This is a genomic window from Marinobacter sp. UBA2688, from assembly GCF_002352785.1.
Classification (GTDB): domain Bacteria; phylum Pseudomonadota; class Gammaproteobacteria; order Pseudomonadales; family Oleiphilaceae; genus Marinobacter; species Marinobacter salarius.
In genome coordinates this window covers 1-21,103 of the sequence record NZ_DELU01000026.1, presented here as the reverse complement: position 1 = coordinate 21,103, position 21,103 = coordinate 1, and the positions used below count along the sequence as shown (strand labels likewise).

General features: G+C 57.1%; 20 protein-coding genes and 1 pseudogene. 11 read left to right on the top strand and 10 right to left on the bottom strand.

All coding sequences use genetic code 11. The features are described from left to right. Window positions 1-618: 618 nt before the first annotated feature. The 4 genes and pseudogenes from B3M52_RS20030 to B3M52_RS15495 all read right to left on the bottom strand — a co-directional run. Window positions 619-1,428, bottom strand: a pseudogene (locus B3M52_RS20030) (dynamin family protein); the annotation flags it as partial. 243 nt (window positions 1,429-1,671) lie between these two features. Beyond that, a complete protein-coding gene (locus B3M52_RS15505) occupies window positions 1,672-2,253 on the bottom strand; it encodes a YggT family protein (RefSeq protein WP_036203140.1) in 582 nt (193 codons plus the stop codon). Window positions 2,254-2,276: 23 nt separating this feature from the next. Further along, entirely contained in the window at window positions 2,277-3,110 is an 834-nt protein-coding gene (gene proC, locus B3M52_RS15500; RefSeq protein ID WP_036203143.1) for a pyrroline-5-carboxylate reductase, read from the bottom strand. Window positions 3,111-3,193: 83 nt separating this feature from the next. Then, a complete protein-coding gene (locus tag B3M52_RS15495) occupies window positions 3,194-3,886 on the bottom strand; it encodes a YggS family pyridoxal phosphate-dependent enzyme (protein ID WP_041332633.1) in 693 nt (230 codons plus the stop codon). 145 nt (window positions 3,887-4,031) lie between these two features. Here B3M52_RS15495 and B3M52_RS15490 point away from each other — a divergent pair, with 145 nt between their 5' ends. The 3 genes from B3M52_RS15490 to B3M52_RS15480 all read left to right on the top strand — a co-directional run bounded on the left by B3M52_RS15490 (window position 4,032) and on the right by B3M52_RS15480 (window position 7,884). Beyond that, window positions 4,032-5,066: a type IV pilus twitching motility protein PilT gene (locus B3M52_RS15490; protein ID WP_027830795.1), complete on the top strand. Its 1,035-nt coding sequence runs from the start codon at window positions 4,032-4,034 to the stop codon at window positions 5,064-5,066. A 174-nt stretch (window positions 5,067-5,240) separates the two neighbouring features. Then, entirely contained in the window at window positions 5,241-6,362 is a 1,122-nt protein-coding gene (locus tag B3M52_RS15485) for a PilT/PilU family type 4a pilus ATPase (protein ID WP_041332635.1), read from the top strand. A gap of 115 nt (window positions 6,363-6,477) precedes the next feature. Next, window positions 6,478-7,884: an OmpP1/FadL family transporter gene (locus tag B3M52_RS15480; RefSeq protein ID WP_177190611.1), complete on the top strand. Its 1,407-nt coding sequence runs from the start codon at window positions 6,478-6,480 to the stop codon at window positions 7,882-7,884. 29 nt (window positions 7,885-7,913) lie between these two features. On the opposite strand, the gene B3M52_RS15475 is transcribed toward B3M52_RS15480, so the two are convergent. Next, complete coding sequence (locus B3M52_RS15475; RefSeq protein ID WP_041332636.1) at window positions 7,914-8,282, bottom strand: hypothetical protein; 369 nt, start codon at window positions 8,280-8,282, stop codon at window positions 7,914-7,916. Window positions 8,283-8,503: 221 nt separating this feature from the next. Continuing rightward, a complete protein-coding gene (polA, locus tag B3M52_RS15470; RefSeq protein WP_041332637.1) occupies window positions 8,504-11,239 on the bottom strand; it encodes a DNA polymerase I in 2,736 nt (911 codons plus the stop codon). A gap of 129 nt (window positions 11,240-11,368) precedes the next feature. On the opposite strand from polA, the gene B3M52_RS15465 reads away from it, so the two are divergent. Then, window positions 11,369-11,695, top strand: coding sequence for a DUF2782 domain-containing protein (locus B3M52_RS15465; RefSeq protein ID WP_036205605.1), 327 nt, complete (start codon window positions 11,369-11,371; stop codon window positions 11,693-11,695). A 16-nt stretch (window positions 11,696-11,711) separates the two neighbouring features. Here B3M52_RS15465 and B3M52_RS15460 read toward each other — a convergent pair whose 3' ends face one another. Then, window positions 11,712-12,236 (bottom strand): fibronectin type III domain-containing protein, encoded by a 525-nt coding sequence (locus B3M52_RS15460; protein ID WP_075195030.1) that lies wholly within the window; start codon window positions 12,234-12,236, stop codon window positions 11,712-11,714. Between the two features lie 338 nt (window positions 12,237-12,574). On the opposite strand from B3M52_RS15460, the gene B3M52_RS15455 reads away from it, so the two are divergent. Continuing rightward, complete coding sequence (locus B3M52_RS15455; protein ID WP_075195031.1) at window positions 12,575-12,997, top strand: hypothetical protein; 423 nt, start codon at window positions 12,575-12,577, stop codon at window positions 12,995-12,997. A gap of 85 nt (window positions 12,998-13,082) precedes the next feature. On the opposite strand, the gene B3M52_RS15450 is transcribed toward B3M52_RS15455, so the two are convergent. Both B3M52_RS15450 and pyrE read right to left on the bottom strand, forming a co-directional pair. Next, a complete protein-coding gene (locus B3M52_RS15450; RefSeq protein ID WP_036203157.1) occupies window positions 13,083-13,730 on the bottom strand; it encodes a DUF4124 domain-containing protein in 648 nt (215 codons plus the stop codon). Window positions 13,731-13,809: 79 nt separating this feature from the next. Beyond that, window positions 13,810-14,448 (bottom strand): orotate phosphoribosyltransferase, encoded by a 639-nt coding sequence (gene pyrE, locus B3M52_RS15445; RefSeq protein WP_075195032.1) that lies wholly within the window; start codon window positions 14,446-14,448, stop codon window positions 13,810-13,812. 81 nt (window positions 14,449-14,529) lie between these two features. Between pyrE and B3M52_RS15440 the strand changes: the two genes are divergently transcribed. Further along, window positions 14,530-15,336 carry an exodeoxyribonuclease III gene (locus B3M52_RS15440; protein ID WP_036203162.1) on the top strand — a complete coding sequence of 269 codons (807 nt, stop codon included), beginning with the start codon at window positions 14,530-14,532 and terminating at the stop codon, window positions 15,334-15,336. Window positions 15,337-15,422: 86 nt separating this feature from the next. On the opposite strand, the gene rph is transcribed toward B3M52_RS15440, so the two are convergent. Continuing rightward, window positions 15,423-16,139 (bottom strand): ribonuclease PH, encoded by a 717-nt coding sequence (rph, locus tag B3M52_RS15435; protein ID WP_036203164.1) that lies wholly within the window; start codon window positions 16,137-16,139, stop codon window positions 15,423-15,425. A 162-nt stretch (window positions 16,140-16,301) separates the two neighbouring features. Here rph and B3M52_RS15430 point away from each other — a divergent pair, with 162 nt between their 5' ends. The 5 genes from B3M52_RS15430 to B3M52_RS15410 all read left to right on the top strand — a co-directional run bounded on the left by B3M52_RS15430 (window position 16,302) and on the right by B3M52_RS15410 (window position 21,036). After that, the gene (locus B3M52_RS15430; RefSeq protein ID WP_036203167.1) at window positions 16,302-17,168 is read left to right on the top strand and encodes a YicC/YloC family endoribonuclease; all 867 of its coding nucleotides are present in this window, start codon (window positions 16,302-16,304) and stop codon (window positions 17,166-17,168) included. A gap of 118 nt (window positions 17,169-17,286) precedes the next feature. Then, complete coding sequence (gene gmk, locus B3M52_RS15425; protein WP_075195033.1) at window positions 17,287-17,919, top strand: guanylate kinase; 633 nt, start codon at window positions 17,287-17,289, stop codon at window positions 17,917-17,919. Between the two features lie 91 nt (window positions 17,920-18,010). Continuing rightward, the gene (rpoZ, locus tag B3M52_RS15420; RefSeq protein ID WP_036203173.1) at window positions 18,011-18,223 is read left to right on the top strand and encodes a DNA-directed RNA polymerase subunit omega; all 213 of its coding nucleotides are present in this window, start codon (window positions 18,011-18,013) and stop codon (window positions 18,221-18,223) included. A gap of 175 nt (window positions 18,224-18,398) precedes the next feature. Next, complete coding sequence (locus tag B3M52_RS15415) at window positions 18,399-20,546, top strand: RelA/SpoT family protein (protein WP_036203176.1); 2,148 nt, start codon at window positions 18,399-18,401, stop codon at window positions 20,544-20,546. Between the two features lie 103 nt (window positions 20,547-20,649). Next, entirely contained in the window at window positions 20,650-21,036 is a 387-nt protein-coding gene (locus B3M52_RS15410) for a RidA family protein (protein ID WP_036205609.1), read from the top strand. Window positions 21,037-21,103 lie beyond the last annotated feature (67 nt).

Here is a 21,103-nt window from a genome sequence, read left to right as displayed (position 1 = left end):
ATCATTTTCCAGCAGCTCGAAGAAATGATCCATGCTGTGGTTCATGCCGGCAGTGGTCCAGCTCTTCGACATCTTCTGGCGGACTTTCTCGGCATGGGACTCAAACCGATCCTCGCTAACCAGCCCCTTGAGCATCTCGCCCTGGGAATCCATCAGCCGGCGGCTGGACCGGAGCGTAATCAGCTTCTTGTAGTAGAAGTCATAGTCCCGCTGGGCGCGGTCGGCCAGGCGCCGCAGTGCGTCAGTGTCCATGGTGACGCCAGAACAGGCCTGCAGCTCTTCTTCCAGTGCGTCCAGCCGGTTTTGCATGGCGGCCTGACTGTTCTGCAGCATGCCCAACAGGTCGTTGATCAGGCTCTGTGTAATCAGCTGTTCCTTGTGCATCAGGATGCGCTGGATGATCAACTGTTCCAGTTGGGCGAGGTTCGAACGTTCAAGCAGTTCTTCGTTGCCTTTGACCCGGGCCAGCAGGCCTTGCTTGGCGGACAGCGGTATCACGTCGTTCTGGCGCATGCCGAGGTGGTCGGCGGTGTAGCTACGCACCCGGTCAATGGCTTCCTGGGTATGCTTCTCGCCCTGGAGATCATCCCAGAGCACGTCGATCTTGTTGAGCACTGCGAATCGGCCAGCGCGGTGGTCGGCGTGCTCGGTGTCGATGTGATCCTTCCAGATCGTCATGTCGCTGGCAGTGACGCCGGTATCCGCGCTCAACAGGAAGATAATGGCGTGGGCGCGAGGCAACATACTGATGGTCAGTTCTGGCTCTGAGCCGAGAGCGTTGAGCCCCGGGGTGTCCAGTATGCGCAGGCCGCGTTCGAACAACGGATGGCGAATGCTGATCTGGGCGTTGCGCCAGGCCGGCACCACGACATTACCCGGCTTGTTGCGGTCATGCTCCAGCATGTCCTCGTCGAAGCCCAGTTTGCGGGCTTCCTGCGGAGTGACGCTCTTTACGCGAGCCACTTCCGCCAGAACTTCCCGCATGATTTCCGGGTCGCGCTCGTCCAGGTCGTGTTTGACCCAGCGTTCGGGCTGCTTGCGCAGTTGCTGCAGGGAGAGCTCGCCGGTCCTGGTTTCGATCGGGAGCAGCAACAGGTAGTTGCTGTTTGACGTGCGGTCAAAGAACAGCTCGGTCGGGCACATGGTGGTGCGGCCCGCCTGGGATGGCAGCATGCGCTGGCCGTATTCTGAAAAGAAGAGGGCGTTGATCAGTTCCGTCTTGCCGCGGGAATACTCACCCACGAAAGCAATGGTGAGTTCGTCTTCGATCAGCAGCTCAAGGCCGTGACGAATGCGGTTGCTGACATCGTCTGAAAACAGGTTGTTGTCCTGCAGCCACAGACGGTAGCGACCGATCTGCCTGATCAGTTCTTTTTTCCAGCCGTGGTAGGCCTCTACCTGCTGCGACAGGGTTCCTTGCTTGTTCATCGGACCATCCTTCTGCGCGACTTCCGGGCGACTGCGTTGGATCTTGGTTGGTTAAAGTTGTGCCAAAAATATAGCTAATGTTACCGCATTGGCGCGGCAAATCTGCGGCGGCGATCACGGGTCTGTATAGCAGGGCGACGTGTAGAAGGAAAAAAGTGCAGCTGATTCAGATAGATGAACCAGCTGCAGGTGAGAGTAGTTTATTGTCCTGATATGTAACGGAATGTGTTTTTGAGAGGTGGTCTACATTCCGACGATGGAGCCCATGCCGGCGGCTACCTTCATGTGGTCGATCACCACCGAAACCACATTGAGGATCAGGAACACGATAATCGGGGACAGATCCAGGCCGCCCATGGATGGCATCACATTGCGTACGGGGCGCATCACGGGTTCGGTGATCTGCGCAACCAGTTGGATAGCAGGGTGGCCGCTTTGTGGCGCAATCCAGCTGACGACCACGACTGCAATGACGGACCAGAAGTAGATCTTAACGATCAGATCAAGAACGTTAAGGATAGCCCAGCTGAGCAGGGTGAGCGGGTTGATCGCCGGTATGCTGCTGTTCAGGGCCACAAGAATGAGGAAAAAGGTGATCGCCTGGATGATGACCGCCAGCACCAGGGCTGCGCCGTCGATACCGCCCCAACCGGGAATAAAGCGGCGAAGCGGACGCAGCAGCGGGTTGGTGGCTTTCACAACAAACTGCGAGATCGGATTGTAGAAATCCGCCCTGGCCAGTTGCAGCAAAAAGCGCAGCAGCACGATCGTCAGGTAGAACGTCGAGGCAATGAGCAGAATGGTGATCAGAATGTCAGCCAGCATGAAGCCGTGTCTCCCGTTATTGGTTACTGTTTATTGGCGAGTTCTTTGGCCATTTCCCCGGAGCGCTTGTAAGCGGCTGAGTAGGCCTTCTTGACCAGATCTCTCATGCCACCTTCTTCAAAGGTCTGGATGGCCTGTTCTGTGGTGCCACCGGGAGACATGACATTGCGTTTGAGCTGGCCGGGGTCGTGTTCACTGCGTCCTGCCATTTCGGCGGCGCCGGCCATGGTCTGGATTGCCAGTGCGCGTGCGGTCTCGCCGGCAATGCCGGCATCGGTGGCCGCCTCTTCCAGTGCTTCCAGCATCAGGAAGAAATAGGCGGGGCCGCTGCCAGAAAGTGCAGTCACTGCATGCAGGAGGGATTCGTCCTCCACCCAGAGCGCCGAGCCAATGCTGTTAAAGACCGACTCCACCATGGTCTTCTGCTTTTCCTTGACCTGATCATTGGCATAGAGCCCGGCAGCCCCTTTACCAACCAGCGATGGCGTGTTGGGCATCACGCGCACCAGCGGCAGTCCGCCACCGAGCCACTCGTCCAGGGTGGAAGCTTCCAGCCCGGCCGCGATCGACACCATTAGCGGGCGGGTGTTCTGCACCACCGGGGCGATGTCTGAGCAAACACTTGCCATAACCTGTGGCTTCACCGCCAGAACCACCATGTCCGCCTGCTCGGCGCAGTAACGATTGTCGGTGGTGACGCTGACACCAAATTGTTTGCGGATGGATTGAAGATGGTTGTCATCGGGGGCGCTGACCCAGATGTTGGCGGCCTTGAAGCCGCTGTCCAGCATGCCACCGATGATGGCGCTGGCCATGTTGCCGGCACCGATAAACGAAATCGTTGGTGATGTGCTCAAGGTTCACTCCACGTTTGGATCAGTAGTGGTCAATTGTCAGTCTGCCGCTGATGATAACAGGATCTGGGCCTGTCAGCTTCCGGTTACCGAGGCCCGAACAGGGCGGTACCGACTCTTACCCAGGTTGCGCCCTCCTCAATGGCCATCTCAAGGTCGCCGGACATGCCCATGGAGAGGGTGTCCAGCGGACCGCAGCCGGGAGCCTCCTGGCGCATGTGCTTCAGCGCATTGGCCAACTTGCGAAAACTTGAGCGTAACTCCGCCTCGGGCTGATCCGGGTCCGGAATCGCCATCAGCCCCCTGAGCGAGAGATTTGGCATCTCTTCGATGGCGTCTGCCATGTTGGTGAGATCCTTCAGGGTACAACCGGACTTGCTCTCCTCATTGTTGATGTTCACCTGAAGGCAGATATTCAACGGCGGGAGAGTGGAAGGGCGCTGATCGTTCAGGCGCTGAGCAATCTTGAGTCGGTCAACGCTGTGTGCCCAGGCAAATGCCCCGGCAATCTGGCGGGTCTTGTTGGATTGAATGGGGCCTATAAAGTGCCATTCGATGGCGTCCAGTTCCTTCAGCTCCTCCATTTTGTCCAGAGCTTCCTGAACGTAGTTTTCACCAAATGCCCGTTGGCCGGCGCTGTAAGCCGTGCGAAGCTCGTCGGCCGGGCGCGTCTTACTGACCGCCAGCAGATGCACGGAACCCGCGCTGCGGCCGGCCTTCAATGTTGCTTTTTGTATGCGTCGGGTTACGCTCCCGATGTTGTCTGCTATGCTGCTCATAGTGCGAATCCGCCGATTCCGGTCAGTCTCTGATACGCTGACACGTTACCCGCAGGTTACTGAAATGCCAAGTGAAGCCGTTCAGTGCCAATGACCGGAGCCGGCGCATACCGGGATAAAAGAAAAAAGCCTTCCGAGGACCCCTATGGATATTACTGAACTGCTTGCCTTTTCGGCCAAACAGGGCGCATCAGACTTGCACCTGTCTGCCGGCCTTCCCCCGATGATCCGTGTTGATGGCGATGTCCGCCGCATCAACCTTCCGCCAATGGAGCATAAAGAAGTCCATGGGCTGATCTACGACATCATGAACGACAAGCAGCGCAAGGACTACGAAGAGTTCCTGGAGACCGACTTCTCCTTCGAGGTGCCTGGTGTCGCCCGCTTCCGTGTTAACGCGTTTAACCAGAACCGTGGCTCCGGTGCTGTCTTCCGGACCATCCCGTCAAAGGTACTGACGATGGAAGACCTCGGTATGGGGCAGGTGTTCAAGGACATCGCCTCTGTGCCACGAGGTCTGGTGCTGGTTACGGGCCCAACAGGCTCCGGTAAGTCCACCACCCTGGCGGCGATGATCGACTACATCAACGACAGCCGCTATGAGCACATCCTCACCATCGAGGACCCCATCGAATTCGTACACGAATCCAAGAAGTGCCTGCTGAACCAGCGGGAAGTGCATCGTGACACCCTGGGCTTCAACGAAGCCCTGCGCTCCGCACTGCGGGAAGACCCGGACATTATCCTGGTCGGCGAGCTGCGGGACCTGGAAACCATCCGCCTGGCCCTGACGGCGGCGGAAACCGGTCACCTGGTGTTCGGCACCCTGCACACCACCTCGGCGGCCAAAACCATCGACCGCGTGGTGGACGTGTTCCCGGCGGAAGAGAAGTCCATGGTTCGGTCCATGTTGTCGGAATCATTGCAGGCGGTTATCTCCCAGACCCTGATGAAGAAAATGGGCGGCGGCCGGATTGCGGCACACGAAATCATGATTGGCACCTCGGCGATCCGAAACCTGATTCGTGAAGACAAGATCGCGCAGATGTACTCGGCGATCCAGACCGGCGGTTCCCTGGGCATGACAACTCTGGATCAGTGCTTGGAAAAACTCTTGAAGAAAGGCCTGATTTCCCGCGAAGCCGCGAGAATGAAAGCAAAAATGCCGGATAATTTCTAAACTTTGTAGAAGGTTCGGCAAAAGTTCGGAGGGTGTCGGGCAGTGCCTGTTCCAGGGACGTCAAAAACATGGATGTTTTTGTCGAGCGCACATGGACGTGTTCACGGCGTGCCCTGGAACAGGCGCTGGCCGACACCCAAATCACCGAAAGCCAGAAACACAGGTAAAAAGATCATGGAATTCGAAAAACTGCTCCGTTTGATGGTGGACAAAGGCGGCTCCGACCTTTTCATTACTGCCGGTGTGCCACCCTCCATGAAGGTCAACGGCAAGGTCCTGCCTGTCACCAAGAATGCATTGACGCCGGAGCAGACGAGGGAGTTCGTCTATGGCGCCATGAACGACAAGCAGCGGGTCGAATTCGAAGAAAGCCACGAGTGTAACTTCGCCATCAGTGCCCGAGGCATCGGTCGCTTCCGTGTCAGCGCCTTCTTCCAGCGCAACCTCTGCGGCATGGTCCTGCGGCGGATCGAGGTGAAAATCCCGCAGATTGATGACCTGGCACTGCCGGAAATCATCAAGGATCTGGCCATGACCAAGCGTGGCCTGATCATGTTCGTGGGTGCCACCGGTACCGGTAAGTCCACCTCGCTGGCGGCTATGCTCGGGCATCGTAACCGCAACAGCCGGGGCCACATTATCTCCATCGAAGACCCCATCGAATTCGTGCACCAGCACCAGGGCTGTATCGTGACCCAGCGAGAGGTGGGCATCGATACCGATAGCTTTGAAGTGGCTCTGAAGAACACCCTGCGCCAGGCACCGGACGTGATCCTCATCGGTGAGGTGCGTACCCGCCAGACCATGGAATACTCTGTGCAGTTTGCTGAAACCGGCCACCTGTGCCTCGCTACCCTGCACGCCAACAACGCCAACCAGGCGCTGGACCGGATTATCCAGTTCTTCCCGCCGGAACAGCACAACCAGATCTGGATGGACCTGTCCCTGAACCTCAAGGCCATCGTCGCTCAACAGTTGATCCCGACGCCGGACGGGCAGGGCCGCAAAGCCGTCATTGAAGTGTTGATCAACACACCGTTGGTCGCGGACCTGATTCGAAAAGGCGAAGTGCACCGACTTAAGGAACTGATGTCCAAGTCCAACGAGAGCGGCATGCGCACCTTTGATCAGGCGCTTTATGAACTCTATGCCGAAGGCTCCATCACTTATGAGGATGCCCTCGCGCACGCGGATTCAGCCAACGACCTGCGCCTGATGATCAAGCTGGGTGCCGATTCCCAGGGCGCTGACAAGCTGGCTTCCAGTGTCGACAAGTTGTCGATCCAGGACGATTGATCGAGGATTAGACTAAAGTAGTAAACAATTAGGGTTCTGAATCAGTAGGGATGGCATTTGAGGCCATTGGCCCGTGATGCGTATACTCCGCTCCGACGATCATCCAGGGGGATTTATGCGCAAAAACAAAGTATTGCCCGGCTCTGTTATCCGAATCGCGACGGTATCGGCGTTGGTGGCACCCGCCGCAGCGCTGGCCGGTGGTTTTTCACTCAATGAGCAAAGTGCCAGTGCCATGGGCGTTGCTAACGCCGGCACCGCAGCCAATCCGGAAAATGCCACTACGGTTTTCTTCAATCCGGCCGGCATGAGCCAGCTTTCCGGCACCAATATGTCGTTTGGTGCCGCCGTTCTGGATATTGATGCCGAGCTCAAGGAAGGCACTGGCAGTGCCGTTCGCGATGACGGCCGTCCCGTCGCCGGTGGAAACGGTGGTGATATCGCCGACCCGGCCGTCCTTCCCAATTTTTACATGACCCACGAAATCAACGACTGGCTGGACGTGGGCTTCGGTCTGCACGCCCCCTATGGCCTTGCGGCGGATTACGAGGATGACTTCAAGGGGCGCTTTTTCGCGGACAAGACCGAGCTGACCGCCATTGCATTCAGCCCGTCCATTGCCGTTAACGACGGTAATGGATTCTCCATGGGTGCTGGCGTCAATGTGATCTACGCCGAAGGCCGGCTGACCAAGTTCCAGGACTACAGTGGTACGGAAGCCCGCTTCGGGTTGCCCCCGGGGACCCTGGAAGACGGTTACGCGGATATCGAAGGCAGTGACGTGGCGCTCACCTTCGCCTTTGGCTTGCTTTGGGAAATGTCGGAGCGAACACAGTTTGGTATATCCGCCCAGACCGGAACAGAACTGGAGCTGGATGGCGACGCGGAAGTTCGTAACTATCCGCAGGGTAGCCTTAGCGGTGGTGGCCTGACGTTCAGCCAGTCCACGGTCACTGAACGGGTGACTGTCCCGCTGGATATTCCCGAGAGCATTACCTTCGGTGCCCGTCACCAATTGACCGATACCGTAACACTGCTGGCAGGTGCGACCTGGGCCAAGTGGAGCCGGTTTGAGGCATTGGATGTGGTCAGCCGTGAGGACAATGGCCCAATTTCTTCTCAGGCAGGGCCCGGTCTTGGTGATGAGCGCCTGGTGACGCACGTTTCGGAAAACTGGAAAGACACCTGGCAGGCCAATGTCGGCGCCATCTGGCAGGCGACCCCGGAGTGGGCATTCAAGGCTGGCTATGCCTGGGATGAGTCGCCGGTGAACGACGATTTCCGTACGGCTCGAATCCCGTCAGGGGATCGCGATTGGGTCACGCTGGGCGCACAGTACGCCGACGCCCGTTCAGGCTGGACGGTAGACGTGGCCGCCGGGGTGTTGCTGTTCGACGACGAAGAGGTGAACGAACAGAACTATGACGTCAACGACGAGCCCATGCCCGGGGCGGCTCGCTACCGTGGTACCTACGAGCTTGATGCCTGGAGTGCGGGGGTACAGGTCAGCAAGCAGTTTTAAGTGATACCTTGAGGGGCGTACGACGCCCCTCAACCAATAACCTGCCCACGATAGATAACCTTCTTCTTTCTCGTCCTTTCTGCTTCCGTTTCGGAAGCACTACTGTCGCCCCTAGACGTTTCCTCGGCAATTTCCTGTCCGCGATACATTCGCTTCGCATTGTCGGTCTCGTCGTGCAGGTCCAGGTGAGGGATCTGGGGTCTGAGTATTTCCCAGGTGTGGATGAGGTGGGCTGAGCGGGTTTTGCTGGCATAGTCCGCTAGATGCCGTTCCAGGTGCTCTTCCGTGAGGTGCAGCTTTACCCCGAACTCAGACTGAATTAAGCGGCGACACTGGTGAACCAGTTTCAGTAAGCCAGGGTTCATAAGCCAACTGCGCTCGGAAGCCAGAAAAGTCATGGTGAGTGCCTCGGGTAGAAAAGTGTCACAACATGGCCCCGGTATTCACTCATGCGAATGCGGGGCCGACCCTCACAAGGCTTGCGAATTTCGTGCCGTTTTCGGCTGTCGAGCCCAGCGCCGTCGTTGCTGGGAGCATACTGGTGAGACTGCAAAAAGAATGGTGTGTTTTGGGGCGAAACCACCTTGTTCGCCCCAAAACGGAACCTGGGCGAGAGGGTTCAGTGGGCTTCGTCCCAGTTATTACCGACTCCGGCCTCCACCAGTAAGGGTACATCCAGCGATGCCGCAGCAGACATCCGCTTCTCAAGGCCTTCGCGAATCTTGTCCACGGCGGATTCACGCACTTCCAGAATCAGTTCGTCGTGAACCTGCAGGATCATTCGGGCATCGTCCTGGTGATGTTCCTGTAGCCAGTCCTCAACGCTGACCATGGCCCGCTTGATAATGTCCGCGGCAGTCCCCTGCATGGGGGCATTGATGGCCGTACGCTCGGCGGCTTGTTGCAGCTGCTTGTTGCGGGCGTTGATTTCCGGCAGGTACAGGCGACGGCCGTAGAGCGTTTCCACGTATCCGTCGTCGTGGGCCTGTTTGCGAATACTGTCCATGTATTTCAGCACGCCGGGATAGCGCTCGAAATAGCGGTCAATATACTCCTGTGCTTGGTTGCGGCCCACATCCAACTGGCGGCCAAGGCCAAAGGCGGACATGCCATAAATGAGTCCGAAGTTGATGGCCTTGGCGCTGCGGCGCTGGTCGCCGGAGACGTCGTCGACGGCCACGCCAAAGACTTCGGCAGCCGTCGCCCGGTGAATGTCCTCGCCCTTTTCGAACGCCTTGAGCAGTCCCTTGTCGCCCGACAGGTGCGCCATGATGCGCAGTTCAATCTGGGAGTAGTCCGCCGCCATCAGCTTGTAGCCCTCCGGGGCCACGAAAGCCTGGCGAATGCGCCGGCCCTGTTCGCTGCGGATGGGAATGTTCTGCAGGTTCGGCTCCGAGGACGACAGCCGGCCGGTGGCCGTTACCGCCTGGTGATAGGAGGTGTGAATCCGGCCAGTGCGATGGTGAATCAATTCCGGCAAGGTGTCGGTGTAGGTGGATTTCAGCTTGCTCAGGCTGCGGTGCTCAAGGATCAATCGGGGCAGGGTATGCTCGTGGGCCAGTTCCTGCAGCACCGGTTCCGCCGTGGAGGGCGCGCCTTTCGGGGTTTTCTTTACCACCGGCAGCCCCATTTTGTCGTAGAAAATAGCCTGTAGTTGCTTGGGAGAGCCCAGATTGAAGCTTTCGCCGGCTTCCTCGTGGGCTTCCTTCTCAAGCTCCGCCATACGCTCTGCCAGTTCCTGGCTGTGCTTGCGCAGCGTGCTGGCGCTGATCATTGCACCTCGTTGCTCCATACGGGACAGTACGGGCACCAGTGGCAGGTCGATGTTTTCATAGACGTCCCGCAGCCGGCCGGTTTTCTCCAGTTGCGGTCGCAGCGCCTGGTGCAGTCGAAGGGTGATATCGGCGTCTTCTGCCGCGTAGGGGCCAGCCTGCTCCAGATCAATCTGGTTGAAGGTCAGTTGCTTGGCGCCTTTGCCGGCGATGGATTCGAAAGTGATGGTCTGCTCGCCCAAGTATTGCCTGGCCAGCGAGTCCATGTCGTGACGAGACCCTACGGAATTGAGTACGTAGGACTCCAGCATGGTGTCTTCCGCAATGCCTTCCAGGTGGATGCCGTGGTTGGCCAGCACGTTCTTGTCGTATTTGAGGTTCTGGCCGAGCTTGGCTTTCTTCGGGTCTTCCAGCAGTGGTTTCAACTGGTTCAGCACTGTTTCCCGGTCCAGTTGTTCCGGGGCGCCCATATAATCGTGGCCAAATGGCACGTAGGCAGCCTCGCCGGGCTCAATGGCAAAGGACACACCAACGACATCGGCGTCCATATAACGCAGGCTGGTGGTCTCGGTATCAAAGGCGAACAGCGGTGCCTTGTTGAGGCGATCAATCCAGGTATCCAGCTCTGCCTGATCGGTCACTATTGTGTATGTTTTCTCTTTGCTGGCCGGATTGGTGCTGTTGTCGACGGCATCGTCCGCGCTTTTTTCATCGGCTGAGTCGCTGTTTTCGAGCTCGGCAATCCAGGATCGAAGCTCATATTCCCGGAACAGTTCCAGCAACTGACCGTCGTCCTGGGTCCTCAGCTTGAGGTCTTCCAGCCCGAACTCAAGATCCACGTCGGTTTTGATGGTGGCCAGTTGGCGACTGAGCGGCAGGGTTTCGGTGGCTTCCCGAAGGTATTCGCCAATTTTGCCTTTGACCTCGTCCGCATGCTCAATGATGTCATCCAGGTTGTCCCACGCCTGTAGCCATTTAACGGCGGTTTTCGGGCCGCACTTGTTGACTCCGGGAATGTTGTCCACCTTGTCGCCCACCAGCGCCAGGTAGTCCACGATCTGCTCCGGGCCAATGCCGAATTTCTCGACCACGCCATCGCGGTCCATGCGGGTATCCGTCATGGTGTTAATCAGGGTGACGTGATCGCTCACCAGCTGCGCCATGTCCTTGTCGCCGGTCGATACCACCACATCAATGCCCTTGCTGGTGGCTTCATGGGCCAGGGTGCCGATGACATCGTCGGCTTCCACGCCACTGACGATCAACAAGGGCAGGCCCATGGCCCGAACCATGTCGTGGATTGGCTGGATCTGCATGGCCAGGTCATCCGGCATAGGCGGGCGGGTGGCCTTGTAGTCTTCGTACAGGTCGTTGCGAAAGGTCTTACCCTTGGCGTCGAACACCACCACCATTTTTGAGCCTGGAAAATCCTGTTCCAGCTTCCGGATCATGCTGATAACGCCCTTTATGGCGCCCGTGGGGTGGCTCTTGCTGGTCATCAGTGGCGGCAGGGCATGATAGGCGCGGAAGAGGTAGGAAGAGCCATCTACAAGAACTACCGGCGGAGTCTGCTGCTGTGTCATATCAAAACGGATCCGGATTCTGATTGAAGCGTTGATAGGCTTGTGCAACTCTGACATAAACGGGGTGCATTTCCCGTGTGTCAGCGTGATTATGCACGTCTCTAAACAGAACCGAAGAGTACCATGAAAATGAAACGTATCGCTTGCTCGGGTCTTGTGTTGGGTGTGCTCTGCGGGCCTTCAATGGCCCAGGAGGATGTCGATGTTGTACAGACACCCAGGGAGCCCCTGGTGGTGTCTGATTATCAGCCATCCGCTGACGGGGCGCAGATCGTGATTCGCCCGGGTGAGAACGAGGTGTTCTACGAATACCGGGTGAATGGTCAATTGGTGGAGATCAAAGTAGTGCCGGAAGTCGGTCCCGAATACTACCTGGTTCCAGCAGATGGTGGTGGCTGGATTCGTGAGAGCGAGACCGACATGCTGGTGCCCAGTTGGGTCATCTTCAGGTGGTAAATTTCTCGGATGCTACTCAGATCAGGTCGACGGTAACTGCGTCGGAGCGCTTGCTTTCCAGCCCGCTGTCGTCGAGGGCGGTAATGCTGAATTCATAGGCACCCGGCGGAAAATCCTCAAGCTGGTAGCGAGTGTCTTCGTCACCGGAAAGTGATATGACCTCGAAACTGTCTCTGTGCCGCAGGCGATAATAAATGCGATAGCCGCTGATGTCGCTGGCATAGAGGCGTGAGCCGTCTTCCCGGGTGAGCGGAGCGTCCCAGCGTAGTGTGGGAGGGGTGATCGACTCCTCGTCGGCCGGAACTCCAGTGTTGGATGTCTCTTCCTGTACCGGTTCAGGCTGCCCGAGGGTGTTCCGAATGGACGAAACGGCATCTCCCAGCCTTTGTTCAGATGCTTCGTTGGCTTGGCTTGAAGCGGCCCTTGATGCCCCGGAGTCTTCCTGGCATCCGGCCATGATGGCCAGTGCCATTCCGGCAACGACCATTTTCCAAAGCTGCCGATGGCCCGCAGCGTTCTGGCTGAGTCTTATACCTGGCATGGTGTTTCTCGCAATCCGTTTGTCAGCGCGTTATTGGTGCTGTTGTTACTGTAATGGGATACGTCAGAAGCGAGGCCTGAATAAAACGGGGAGACGGGCTTTCTCATTTCAAGGCGCAGAGCATGCCGAATCTTTAAAAAATCATCAAGTGAACTATCCGTAAATTCCGAGACGATCCTGTTCCCCCGTTGACAGATGGCGAATAGGGGGTGGTTTTAGTATGAACATTCTAATTTTTGACCGTAACCTTCGACATGTGATCAGAAGTCGGCATCGGTTTGCCGGCGATAACGATGCAGATTTTCAAACCACGCATCCACAATCTTAGGAGATTCATCATGGGTAAACTCAAGACCTATCAGGAACAGCTTCAGGACATCGTAGAGAAGGGCATCAACGCAGCTGAAGAACAGCAGAAGAAGCTGGCTTCCAAGCCGTTCGAGTACGCTGAAAAGCTGGAAACCGAAGCCCGCGAGTACAGCGTAAAGACCCTGCGCACTCGTTACTATGGCTACAGTGAAAACCTGTTCGAGCAACTGCGCAGCCTGAACACCCGTTTCGGCAGCTTTGCGGCTGACCTGGTTGCCAAGCTGGAAAAAGAAGCGGCTGAAGGTGCAGATACCGTTGCCGACGCAGCGGACGAAGTGACCAGCGTCGCCCAGTCAACCAAGGCTACTGCGCAGGCCAAGAAGCCGGCTGCACGCAAAACCACAGCTCGCAAAAGCACCAGCACTGCCAAGAAGAGCCCCGCTACTGCCTGAGCGGCAACCGGAGTTCTTTGAAGCATAAAAAAGGTCACCGTGAGGTGACCTTTTTTGTGCCTGATTGTTCGAGTCGTGTGGTTTATTATTCTTCCAGGTCGTCCGGGTCCAGCGGAAGCGTTCTTTCCTCGCCTGTAATCTCTTCCAGCCGTTCGATATCGGCTTCGAAACGTTCCCGCAGGGCTTTTATATTGGCGTTCTGCGAGTTGATTTCCCGTTCGATGTCACGAATCTGGGCTTCCAGTCGCCGTATTTTTTCCAGTGTCGCTTCGGGGATGTCGCGACCGGATCGCTCCAGGTCTGCAGCCCGGCTCTGTTCGCTGTCCAGTTGGCTGACGATCACCGAAATGTTGCCTCGCTTGAGCTGATTCAGCCCCTGCAGCTCACGTATCTTGCGGTGCATGGCGCGCACGGCTTCGTCTGGGTGGCTGTAGCGCTCCAGAAGCTTGCGATCGAGCTCCCGCTGTCGTTCCGCTTCGGCCTGGCGTTTTTCCTCGGCTTCCCTGGCGGCAATTTCCTCTTCGGTGGGTTCCGGATCGATCGTTTCAATTACCCGACCGTTCTTGCTGAGAATGTCGTAGCCCCGTCTGGATGCTTCCTGGGGGATGGTACTGCTGATGACAATCTGACCGTTTTCATCGGTATAACGATACATCCTTGCCTCTACGATAGAGGCAGACATCAGCGCAGCCGCAGCAGATACAGCGATTGAAAACCTGGTCAGACGATTCATGGTGAGAGACTGGCGCTCCGCTTGAAACAATGTATGTCAGGAAGCATACCAAAAGCTGAACGATAAACCATGCCCGGATTCAGACTCCGTACTCGTCCCGATATGCGGCGACTTTGTCAGCATGTTCTGAAAAGCCGGGCCTGCTTTGCAGGTAGGCAAGCACCTGCTCAAGCTTGATAATACTGACCACAGGAATGCCGAACTCCTCTTTGACTTCCTGGATGGCGGAGAGTTCGCCAGCGCCTCGCTCCTGGCGATCCAGGGCAATGAGTACGCCTGCAGGCTCCGCCCCTGAGGTGCGGATCAGCTCCATGGATTCCCGGATAGCCGTGCCAGCGGTAATAACGTCATCAACAATCAGAACCTTGCCTTCCAGGGGGGCGCCCACGATATTGCCACCCTCGCCGTGATCCTTCTTTTCTTTTCGGTTGAAGGCGAATGGTTTGTTGTTACCCTCGGCGGCCAGGGCCATGGCGGTGACCGTCGCCAACGGTATGCCCTTATAGGCAGGCCCGAAAATAATGTCATAATCCAGCCCACTACGCTGGAGTGCTGCGGCATAGGCCTTGCTTAACTCAAGCAGATCCTCCCCGGTATTGAACAACCCCGCATTGAAGAAATAGGGGCTGGTGCGGCCGGATTTAAGCGTAAATTCTCCGAAACGGAGTACGTTACGGCGGATGGCGAACTCAATGAACTGTTGCTGATAGTCGTGCATGACAGGGCTTCTGGCGGGTTTGGATCTTTAATTAACGCGTAAAACCGGTATCATACACACAAACCGAATCAGGGAACACGTATGCGGGTAGTTACAATCAGCGTCAACGGTCTGGCCCAGGCTGTTGAAAAAGGTTTCTTTGAATGGCTAGCCAGGCAGGACGCTGACGTGGTTTGCGTTCAGGACCACCGCATGCGGGCTTACGAGGTCGAGGATTTCAACCTGATCCCGGACGGCTATGAGGCCTACTTTATTGATGGCGAGCGTAACGAGGATGGGGGCGTTGGTATCTATACCCGCCATTTCCCGAAGGCCATTATGTACGGTTTCGCCAATGAGCAGGCAGATCGCGAAGGCCGTTTCATTCAGGCGGATTTTGACAAGGTATCTGTCGCCTGCGTTCTCTCTCCCTGCGCACTTGGCCGCGAAGAAGAATTGATTGGCGAGGACGACCTGACGGTTCTGGATCACAAGGACGACTTCATGGAAGCCTTTGGCCTCCATATGCAGAAAACCCTGCGCAAGCGCCGTCAGTTTATTTTCTGCGCCAACCTGCAAACCGCCCATCACGTAACTGACGCCAGCCCGCTGTACCACAAACTGGATTTTTCCGGCTTCCTGCCCCATGAGCGGGCATGGCTGGACCGTTTGTTTGATGAAATGGGCTGTGTTGATGCATTCCGCGATATCAACAAGCAGAGCAACCAGTATACCTGGTGGCCAGAGCAGGCTGAAGGGTCCCGCAAGAGCGCAGGTATCCGGGTGGACTATCAGCTACTGACGCCGGGTATCCGCAAGACCATTCAGGATGGCTGGATTGACGACAGTACCCGTTTCTCCGATCACGCGCCGGTGATCATGGATTACGACATCGGAATCGGTTTCTGATCCGAGCTAGTCCAGAGTAGAGGGATATCGGAAAGTAAGCGTGTCCGGAAAAGAGATCCTCTCCGGACACGCGAAAAGGCTGAACCTTAGTCGGCCAGAGCCGCCTTCTGCGCCTCAAACAACTGGCCAATACCCAGTTTCGCCAGCTTCAACATGCCGTCCAGTTCTTCCTGTTCAAACGGCGCACCCTCGGCAGTTCCCTGAATTTCAATGAAACCACCTTGATCCGTCATGATCACATTCATGTCGGTTTCGGCTTCGGAATCCTCCGGGTAATCCAGGTCCAATACCGGTGTGCCTTTGTAAACGCCCACAGAAAACGCTGCAATCATCTGCTTCAGCGGCGATTTTTTCAGCCGGCCTTCTTTCACCAGATGGTTCAGCGCATCCACAAGCGCCACGCAGCCACCGGTAATTGCAGCGGTGCGGGTGCCACCGTCGGCCTGGATGACGTCACAGTCGATGGTGATGGAATGCTCGCCAAGAGCGCTCAGATCAACCGCTGCACGCAATGAACGGCCGATCAGTCGCTGGATTTCCACGGTGCGGCCGCCCTGCTTGCCGCGAGCAGCTTCCCGCCCCATACGGCTGCCGGTAGAGCGGGGTAGCATGCCATACTCGGCGGTTATCCAGCCTTTGCCTTCGCCCCGCAGGAAAGGGGGAACTTTGTTTTCGACAGAGGCGGTGCAGATCACCTTGGTGTCGCCAAATTCCACCAGCACGGAGCCCTCAGCGTGGCGGGTGTAGTGACGGGTGATGCGAATGTCTCGGGATTGTTCCGGCGTTCTTCCGCTCGGTCTCATAATTGTTCCTGGTATCAGTGGTGAGTGTCCGGGGTGAATCCCCGGTCGATTGCAAAGTCGAAAGATTGCGGAGTATAACACGCAGTCTGTGGCGTCTGTTCGATGTTGGAGCGGCCAGCCTGCTAAACTTGAAATCTGCTTCTTCGCAAACGTGGAGTCACCATGATCAGAAGTATGACGGCCTTCGCCCGCCAGGATACCCAGGAAGACTGGGGAACGCTCACCTGTGAAATTCGCACGGTTAACCACCGGTACCTGGAGCCGTCCTTTCGCTTGCCCGAAGCGCTCCGGGAGCTGGAGAACAGTTTCCGTGAGCAACTGCGCAAGCAATTGCGGCGCGGCAAGGTAGACGTGGCCATTCGTCTTCAGGCCAATGAATCGGCAACCCAGGGCTTCGAGATCGACGAGGATGTGGCAAATGCTGTCAATGAGGCGGCCAACCACATCAACAGGATGCTGGACAACCCGGCCCACATTAGCGCACTGGATATACTCCGTTGGCCGGGAGTGCTGGCCTCCACTGAACAGGATTTTGGCCCCGCCAGGAAAGCGGCTGGCGAACTATTCGAGCGTACTGTGAGTGAATTGGTGACGGTCAGGGAGCGGGAAGGTGAACGCCTGCGGCCGCTGTTTGAAGACAGGCTCACCACCATGGGTGAGCGGGTGACTGAGGTTCGGGAGCGAATGCCGGAACTGATTCGTGCCCAGGAAGAGCATCTGAAAAACCGCTTTGAGCAGGCGAAGGTGGAGCTTGACCCGGATCGCGTGGCCCAGGAAATGGTGATGCTGGCCCAGAAAAGCGATGTCGCCGAAGAGCTGGATCGCTTGGAAGCCCATATCACCGAGGTCTCGGACACTCTGCAGTCCGACGATGCCATCGGTCGCCGTTTGGATTTCCTGATGCAGGAGCTCAACCGCGAGGCCAATACGCTCAGCAGCAAAAGCATCGATGCCCGGGTGACAAGGGCAGCGGTTGACCTGAAAGTGTTGATAGAGCAAATGCGGGAGCAGGTCCAGAACCTGGAGTAACCTCACTTGGATGCGGGGGCGGCGCAAACGCCGTATAATCCCGCCCTCGTTATTGTGGTGGCGCCGGGGTTGTTCCGCGCCAACTGAAAGCCCGTCAATGCCCGGAGTTGTTAGTCCCATGAGCCAGGAGTCAGAACAAGGCACGCTGTATGTGATTTCCGCCCCCTCGGGTGCAGGTAAGACCAGCCTGGTGGCTCAAATGCTGAAGCAGGACGAAAAGCTTGGTGTCTCCGTGTCCCATACAACCAGGCCTATACGAACGGGTGAGCAGGATGGCGTCAACTACCATTTCGTCAGCCGAGAAGCCTTCGAGGCGATGATCAATCGCGGTGACTTTCTGGAGCATGCGGATGTTTTCGGGAACTACTACGGCACCTCACAGGTCTGGGTGAAACAAACACTGGCCACGGGTCAGGATGTGATCCTGGAAATTGACTGGCAGGGTGCGGAGCAGGTCCGCCACCTGATGCCAGACTGTGTCAGCATTTTCATCGTGCCGCCATCGCCGGAGGCGTTAAAGGATCGCCTGACCGGCCGGGGTACAGACGCACCGGAGGTGGTGGCGCGTCGCCTCAATGAGGCGGCGGATGAGTGCAGCCACGCGGTGGAATTCGATTATCTGGTGGTTAACGATGATTTCGACACTGCGCTGGACGACCTGCTGGCGATTGTTCGTTGCCATCGTCTGCGCATGCAGGCCCAGCAGGTCAGGCATTCCGGGCTGTTGGTCAGGCTGTCCGAGCGCCATTGATCGGCGCACATTGCCTGTATACAAATTGAACCGGCCGCAGTAAACTACGCGGTCTGCTGAAATCAGTCATTTTGCTATTGTCGGGGAAGTTATGGCACGAGTTACCGTTGAAGATTGCCTTGAACACGTTGATAACCGCTTCCAGCTGGTTATGCTGGCCACCAAGCGTGCCCGCCAGATCGCAACCAAAGGTTTCGAGCCGCTGGTCGCCGAAGAGAACGACAAGCCTACCGTTATCGCCCTGCGTGAAATCGCGGAAGGCAAGATCTCCCGCGATCTCCTCACTGAGGATGACGACGAATAAGGTTGAATGTGGCCGAAGACGGGAATATTTTCTGGTTACCCGTCCAAAGCATTGAAATCTGTTCTTGCGGTTTTATAGTGTATCTATAGGCATGACTGGAAGAACGTCGGAAGGACCCGAATGCTTGCATTCGGGTTTTTTTATCCCTGGCATTTATGATCCCCACGGAGGCGCGGTGTCGGCAGAGGCAACGGTTGATGTGCTGGCCAATGAACTCAGCACGTATCTTGATACCAATCGCATCAATCAGGTGCGAAGAGCCTACTATTATGCCGAACAGGCCCACGAAGGGCAGATGCGCAAAAGCGGCGATCGCTATATTACCCATCCCCTGGCGGTTGCTCGAATCCTTGCTGGCCTGAAACTGGATCACCAGAGCCTGATGGCGGCCATGCTCCACGATGTCATCGAAGATACCGGCATCCCCAAGGATGCGCTGTCGGAGCAGTTTGGCGAGGATGTGGCTGAACTCGTAGACGGCGTCAGCAAGCTCACTCAGATTGAGTTCCGTTCCCGCGCCGAGGCCCAGGCCGAAAACTTCCAGAAAATGACGCTTGCCATGGCACGGGATATCCGCGTGATCCTGGTCAAACTGGCGGATCGCCTGCACAACATGCGCACCCTGGGCCCGATGCCTTATGAGAAGCGTCAGCGCATCGCCAACGAAACCCTGGATATCTACGCCCCGATTGCCAATCGCCTGGGTATGCACTCCATTTGCACCGAACTGGAAGATCTGGGGTTCTCTTCACTGTACCCGATGCGGTCAAAGTACATTTCCAAGGCGGTCGCAAAGCTTCGGGGCAGCCACCGGGAAATCATTGACGATATCCGTGGCAAATTGCAGGAGAAACTGGAAGAGCGAAGCCTGCCCGGCCGCATCCTGGGCCGGGAAAAGCATTTGAACAGCATCTACAACAAGATGAAGTTCAAGCAGAAGTCCTTCCACGAAATCATGGATGTGTACGCTTTCCGGATCATTACCGACACCGAGGACGATTGCTATCGCATCCTCGGCGCCGTACACAGCCTCTACAAGCCGCTGCCGGGCCGTTTCAAGGACTACATTGCCATGCCCAAGGCCAATGGCTATCAGTCCCTGCACACCACTCTGTTCGGCATGCATGTGAATATTGAAATCCAGATCCGCACCGAGGAAATGGAGCACATCGCCAACAACGGTATTGCGGCCCACTGGATGTACAAGAACGAGCCCTCCAGTGTGACCAGCGTCAACCAGACACGGGTGGACCGTTGGGTGAAGGGCCTGATGGAGATGCGTGAGCGCGCGGACGACTCCCTGGAATTCATCGAACACGTGAAAGTCGACCTGTTCCCGGACGAGATCTACGTGTTCACGCCCAAGGGCAAAATCATGGAATTGCCCAGCGGAGCGACCCCCGTCGACTTTGCTTACGCCATCCATACGGACATCGGTAATGCCTGCGTGGCCTGCCGTATCAACCGCAACCTCGGATCCCTGAGCCAGCCGCTGCAAAGTGGCCAGACCGTTGAAATCATTACCGCACCCGGAGCACGGCCTAATCCCGCCTGGCTCAGTTTCGTGGTAACCGGTAAGGCTCGCAGCAGTATTCGTCATGTGCTCAAGAACCAGAAGCGTGCCGAATCCCTGGACCTGGGCAAAACCCTGTTGAAGAAATCCCTCAAAGGGTTTGGTACCAGCCTGTCCGAGATCAACGAGCATCAGATCCAGGCGGTGGTCCGCCACAACCAGGTGGACAGTTTCGAGGATCTGGTCAGCGATATTGGTCTGGGCAATCGCATGGCTTATCTCGTGGCGCGCCAGTTGGTCAGCGGCAGTATAGACGATGAGGCATCGGACGTGGCACCCGCGACAATCATGGACAAGGCCGATAACAGCCCGGTCACCATTCGTGGCACCGAAGGCTTGCTGGTTCGGTTTGCCAGCTGTTGCAAGCCGATTCCCGGTGATCCGGTGGTCGGTGCCATGGACTCGGGCAATGGCATGGTGATCCACTCGGATACCTGCTCACGGTTGCCAGAGGACGATGAAGGCAGGGCGCGCCTCACTCATCTGAAGTGGGCCAAGGACATTGCCAACGAGTTCTCCGTTGAACTTCGAGTGGAGCTTGAGCGCCAGCGCGGGGTCATTGCAGAGCTTGCCAACGCAGTTGCCATGGCGGATGGCAATATCGAGCGCATCAACGTGGAAGAGCAGAACGCCAAGCTGGGCATTGTCAGCCTTGTGGTGCATGTGAACGGTCGCCGGCATCTTGCCAGGGTGATGCGGCGGATCAGGAATATTCGCGCTGTCACCCATATCAACCGGGTAAGGCACTGACGCAACCGTGGTGCAACGGGCCAGAGCCGCTACGTTTGGCCTGTTGACACGCCTGCCACCCAGAGGTGAGGATTGGCGTTTTGATAAAGAGGACCCCAAGGTCATGACCAACAAATCCGTAATACAGACTGATAACGCGCCACAGGCCATCGGCACATACTCCCAGGCAGTGAAAGCCGGGGACACCGTGTACCTGTCGGGGCAGATTCCGCTGGTGCCGGAAACCATGGAAGTGGTCGCGGGTGATTTCGCCGCCAAGACCCGCCAGGTGTTCGAAAACCTTAAAGCCGTCTGCGAGGCCAGTGGCGGCGAGCTCAAGGATATCGTTAAGCTCAACATCTACATGACGGATCTGAGCAACTTTGCAACGGTGAACGAAATCATGGCCACCTATTTTCAGGAGCCGTACCCGGCGCGTGCCGCCGTGGGTGTCGCGGCGTTGCCCAAGGGTGTCCCGGTTGAGATGGAAGCGGTGATGGTGCTGAGCTGATACTCGTTCAAGCAAACACCGAAGGCGGCCCATGGGCCGCCTTTTTCGTTGTGCGCCAGGCATGGCG

Excerpts from the sequence above, each read along its gene's own strand:
- B3M52_RS15495 (WP_041332633.1), bottom strand. The coding sequence starts at position 3,886 with ATGAGCAGCATAGCAGACAACATCGGGAGCGTAACCCGACGCATACAA.
- B3M52_RS15480 (WP_177190611.1), top strand. The coding sequence starts at position 6,478 with ATGCGCAAAAACAAAGTATTGCCCGGCTCTGTTATCCGAATCGCGACG.
- gmk (WP_075195033.1), top strand. The coding sequence starts at position 17,287 with ATGAGCCAGGAGTCAGAACAAGGCACGCTGTATGTGATTTCCGCCCCC.
- B3M52_RS15430 (WP_036203167.1), top strand. The coding sequence starts at position 16,302 with ATGATCAGAAGTATGACGGCCTTCGCCCGCCAGGATACCCAGGAAGAC.
- B3M52_RS15465 (WP_036205605.1), top strand. The coding sequence starts at position 11,369 with ATGAAACGTATCGCTTGCTCGGGTCTTGTGTTGGGTGTGCTCTGCGGG.
- B3M52_RS15460 (WP_075195030.1), bottom strand. The coding sequence starts at position 12,236 with ATGCCAGGTATAAGACTCAGCCAGAACGCTGCGGGCCATCGGCAGCTT.
- pyrE (WP_075195032.1), bottom strand. The coding sequence starts at position 14,448 with ATGCACGACTATCAGCAACAGTTCATTGAGTTCGCCATCCGCCGTAAC.
- B3M52_RS15490 (WP_027830795.1), top strand. The coding sequence starts at position 4,032 with ATGGATATTACTGAACTGCTTGCCTTTTCGGCCAAACAGGGCGCATCA.
- B3M52_RS15455 (WP_075195031.1), top strand. The coding sequence starts at position 12,575 with ATGGGTAAACTCAAGACCTATCAGGAACAGCTTCAGGACATCGTAGAG.
- B3M52_RS15485 (WP_041332635.1), top strand. The coding sequence starts at position 5,241 with ATGGAATTCGAAAAACTGCTCCGTTTGATGGTGGACAAAGGCGGCTCC.
- B3M52_RS15505 (WP_036203140.1), bottom strand. The coding sequence starts at position 2,253 with ATGCTGGCTGACATTCTGATCACCATTCTGCTCATTGCCTCGACGTTC.
- B3M52_RS15440 (WP_036203162.1), top strand. The coding sequence starts at position 14,530 with ATGCGGGTAGTTACAATCAGCGTCAACGGTCTGGCCCAGGCTGTTGAA.
- B3M52_RS15410 (WP_036205609.1), top strand. The coding sequence starts at position 20,650 with ATGACCAACAAATCCGTAATACAGACTGATAACGCGCCACAGGCCATC.
- rph (WP_036203164.1), bottom strand. The coding sequence starts at position 16,139 with ATGAGACCGAGCGGAAGAACGCCGGAACAATCCCGAGACATTCGCATC.
- polA (WP_041332637.1), bottom strand. The coding sequence starts at position 11,239 with ATGACACAGCAGCAGACTCCGCCGGTAGTTCTTGTAGATGGCTCTTCC.
- rpoZ (WP_036203173.1), top strand. The coding sequence starts at position 18,011 with ATGGCACGAGTTACCGTTGAAGATTGCCTTGAACACGTTGATAACCGC.
- B3M52_RS15475 (WP_041332636.1), bottom strand. The coding sequence starts at position 8,282 with ATGACTTTTCTGGCTTCCGAGCGCAGTTGGCTTATGAACCCTGGCTTA.
- B3M52_RS15450 (WP_036203157.1), bottom strand. The coding sequence starts at position 13,730 with ATGAATCGTCTGACCAGGTTTTCAATCGCTGTATCTGCTGCGGCTGCG.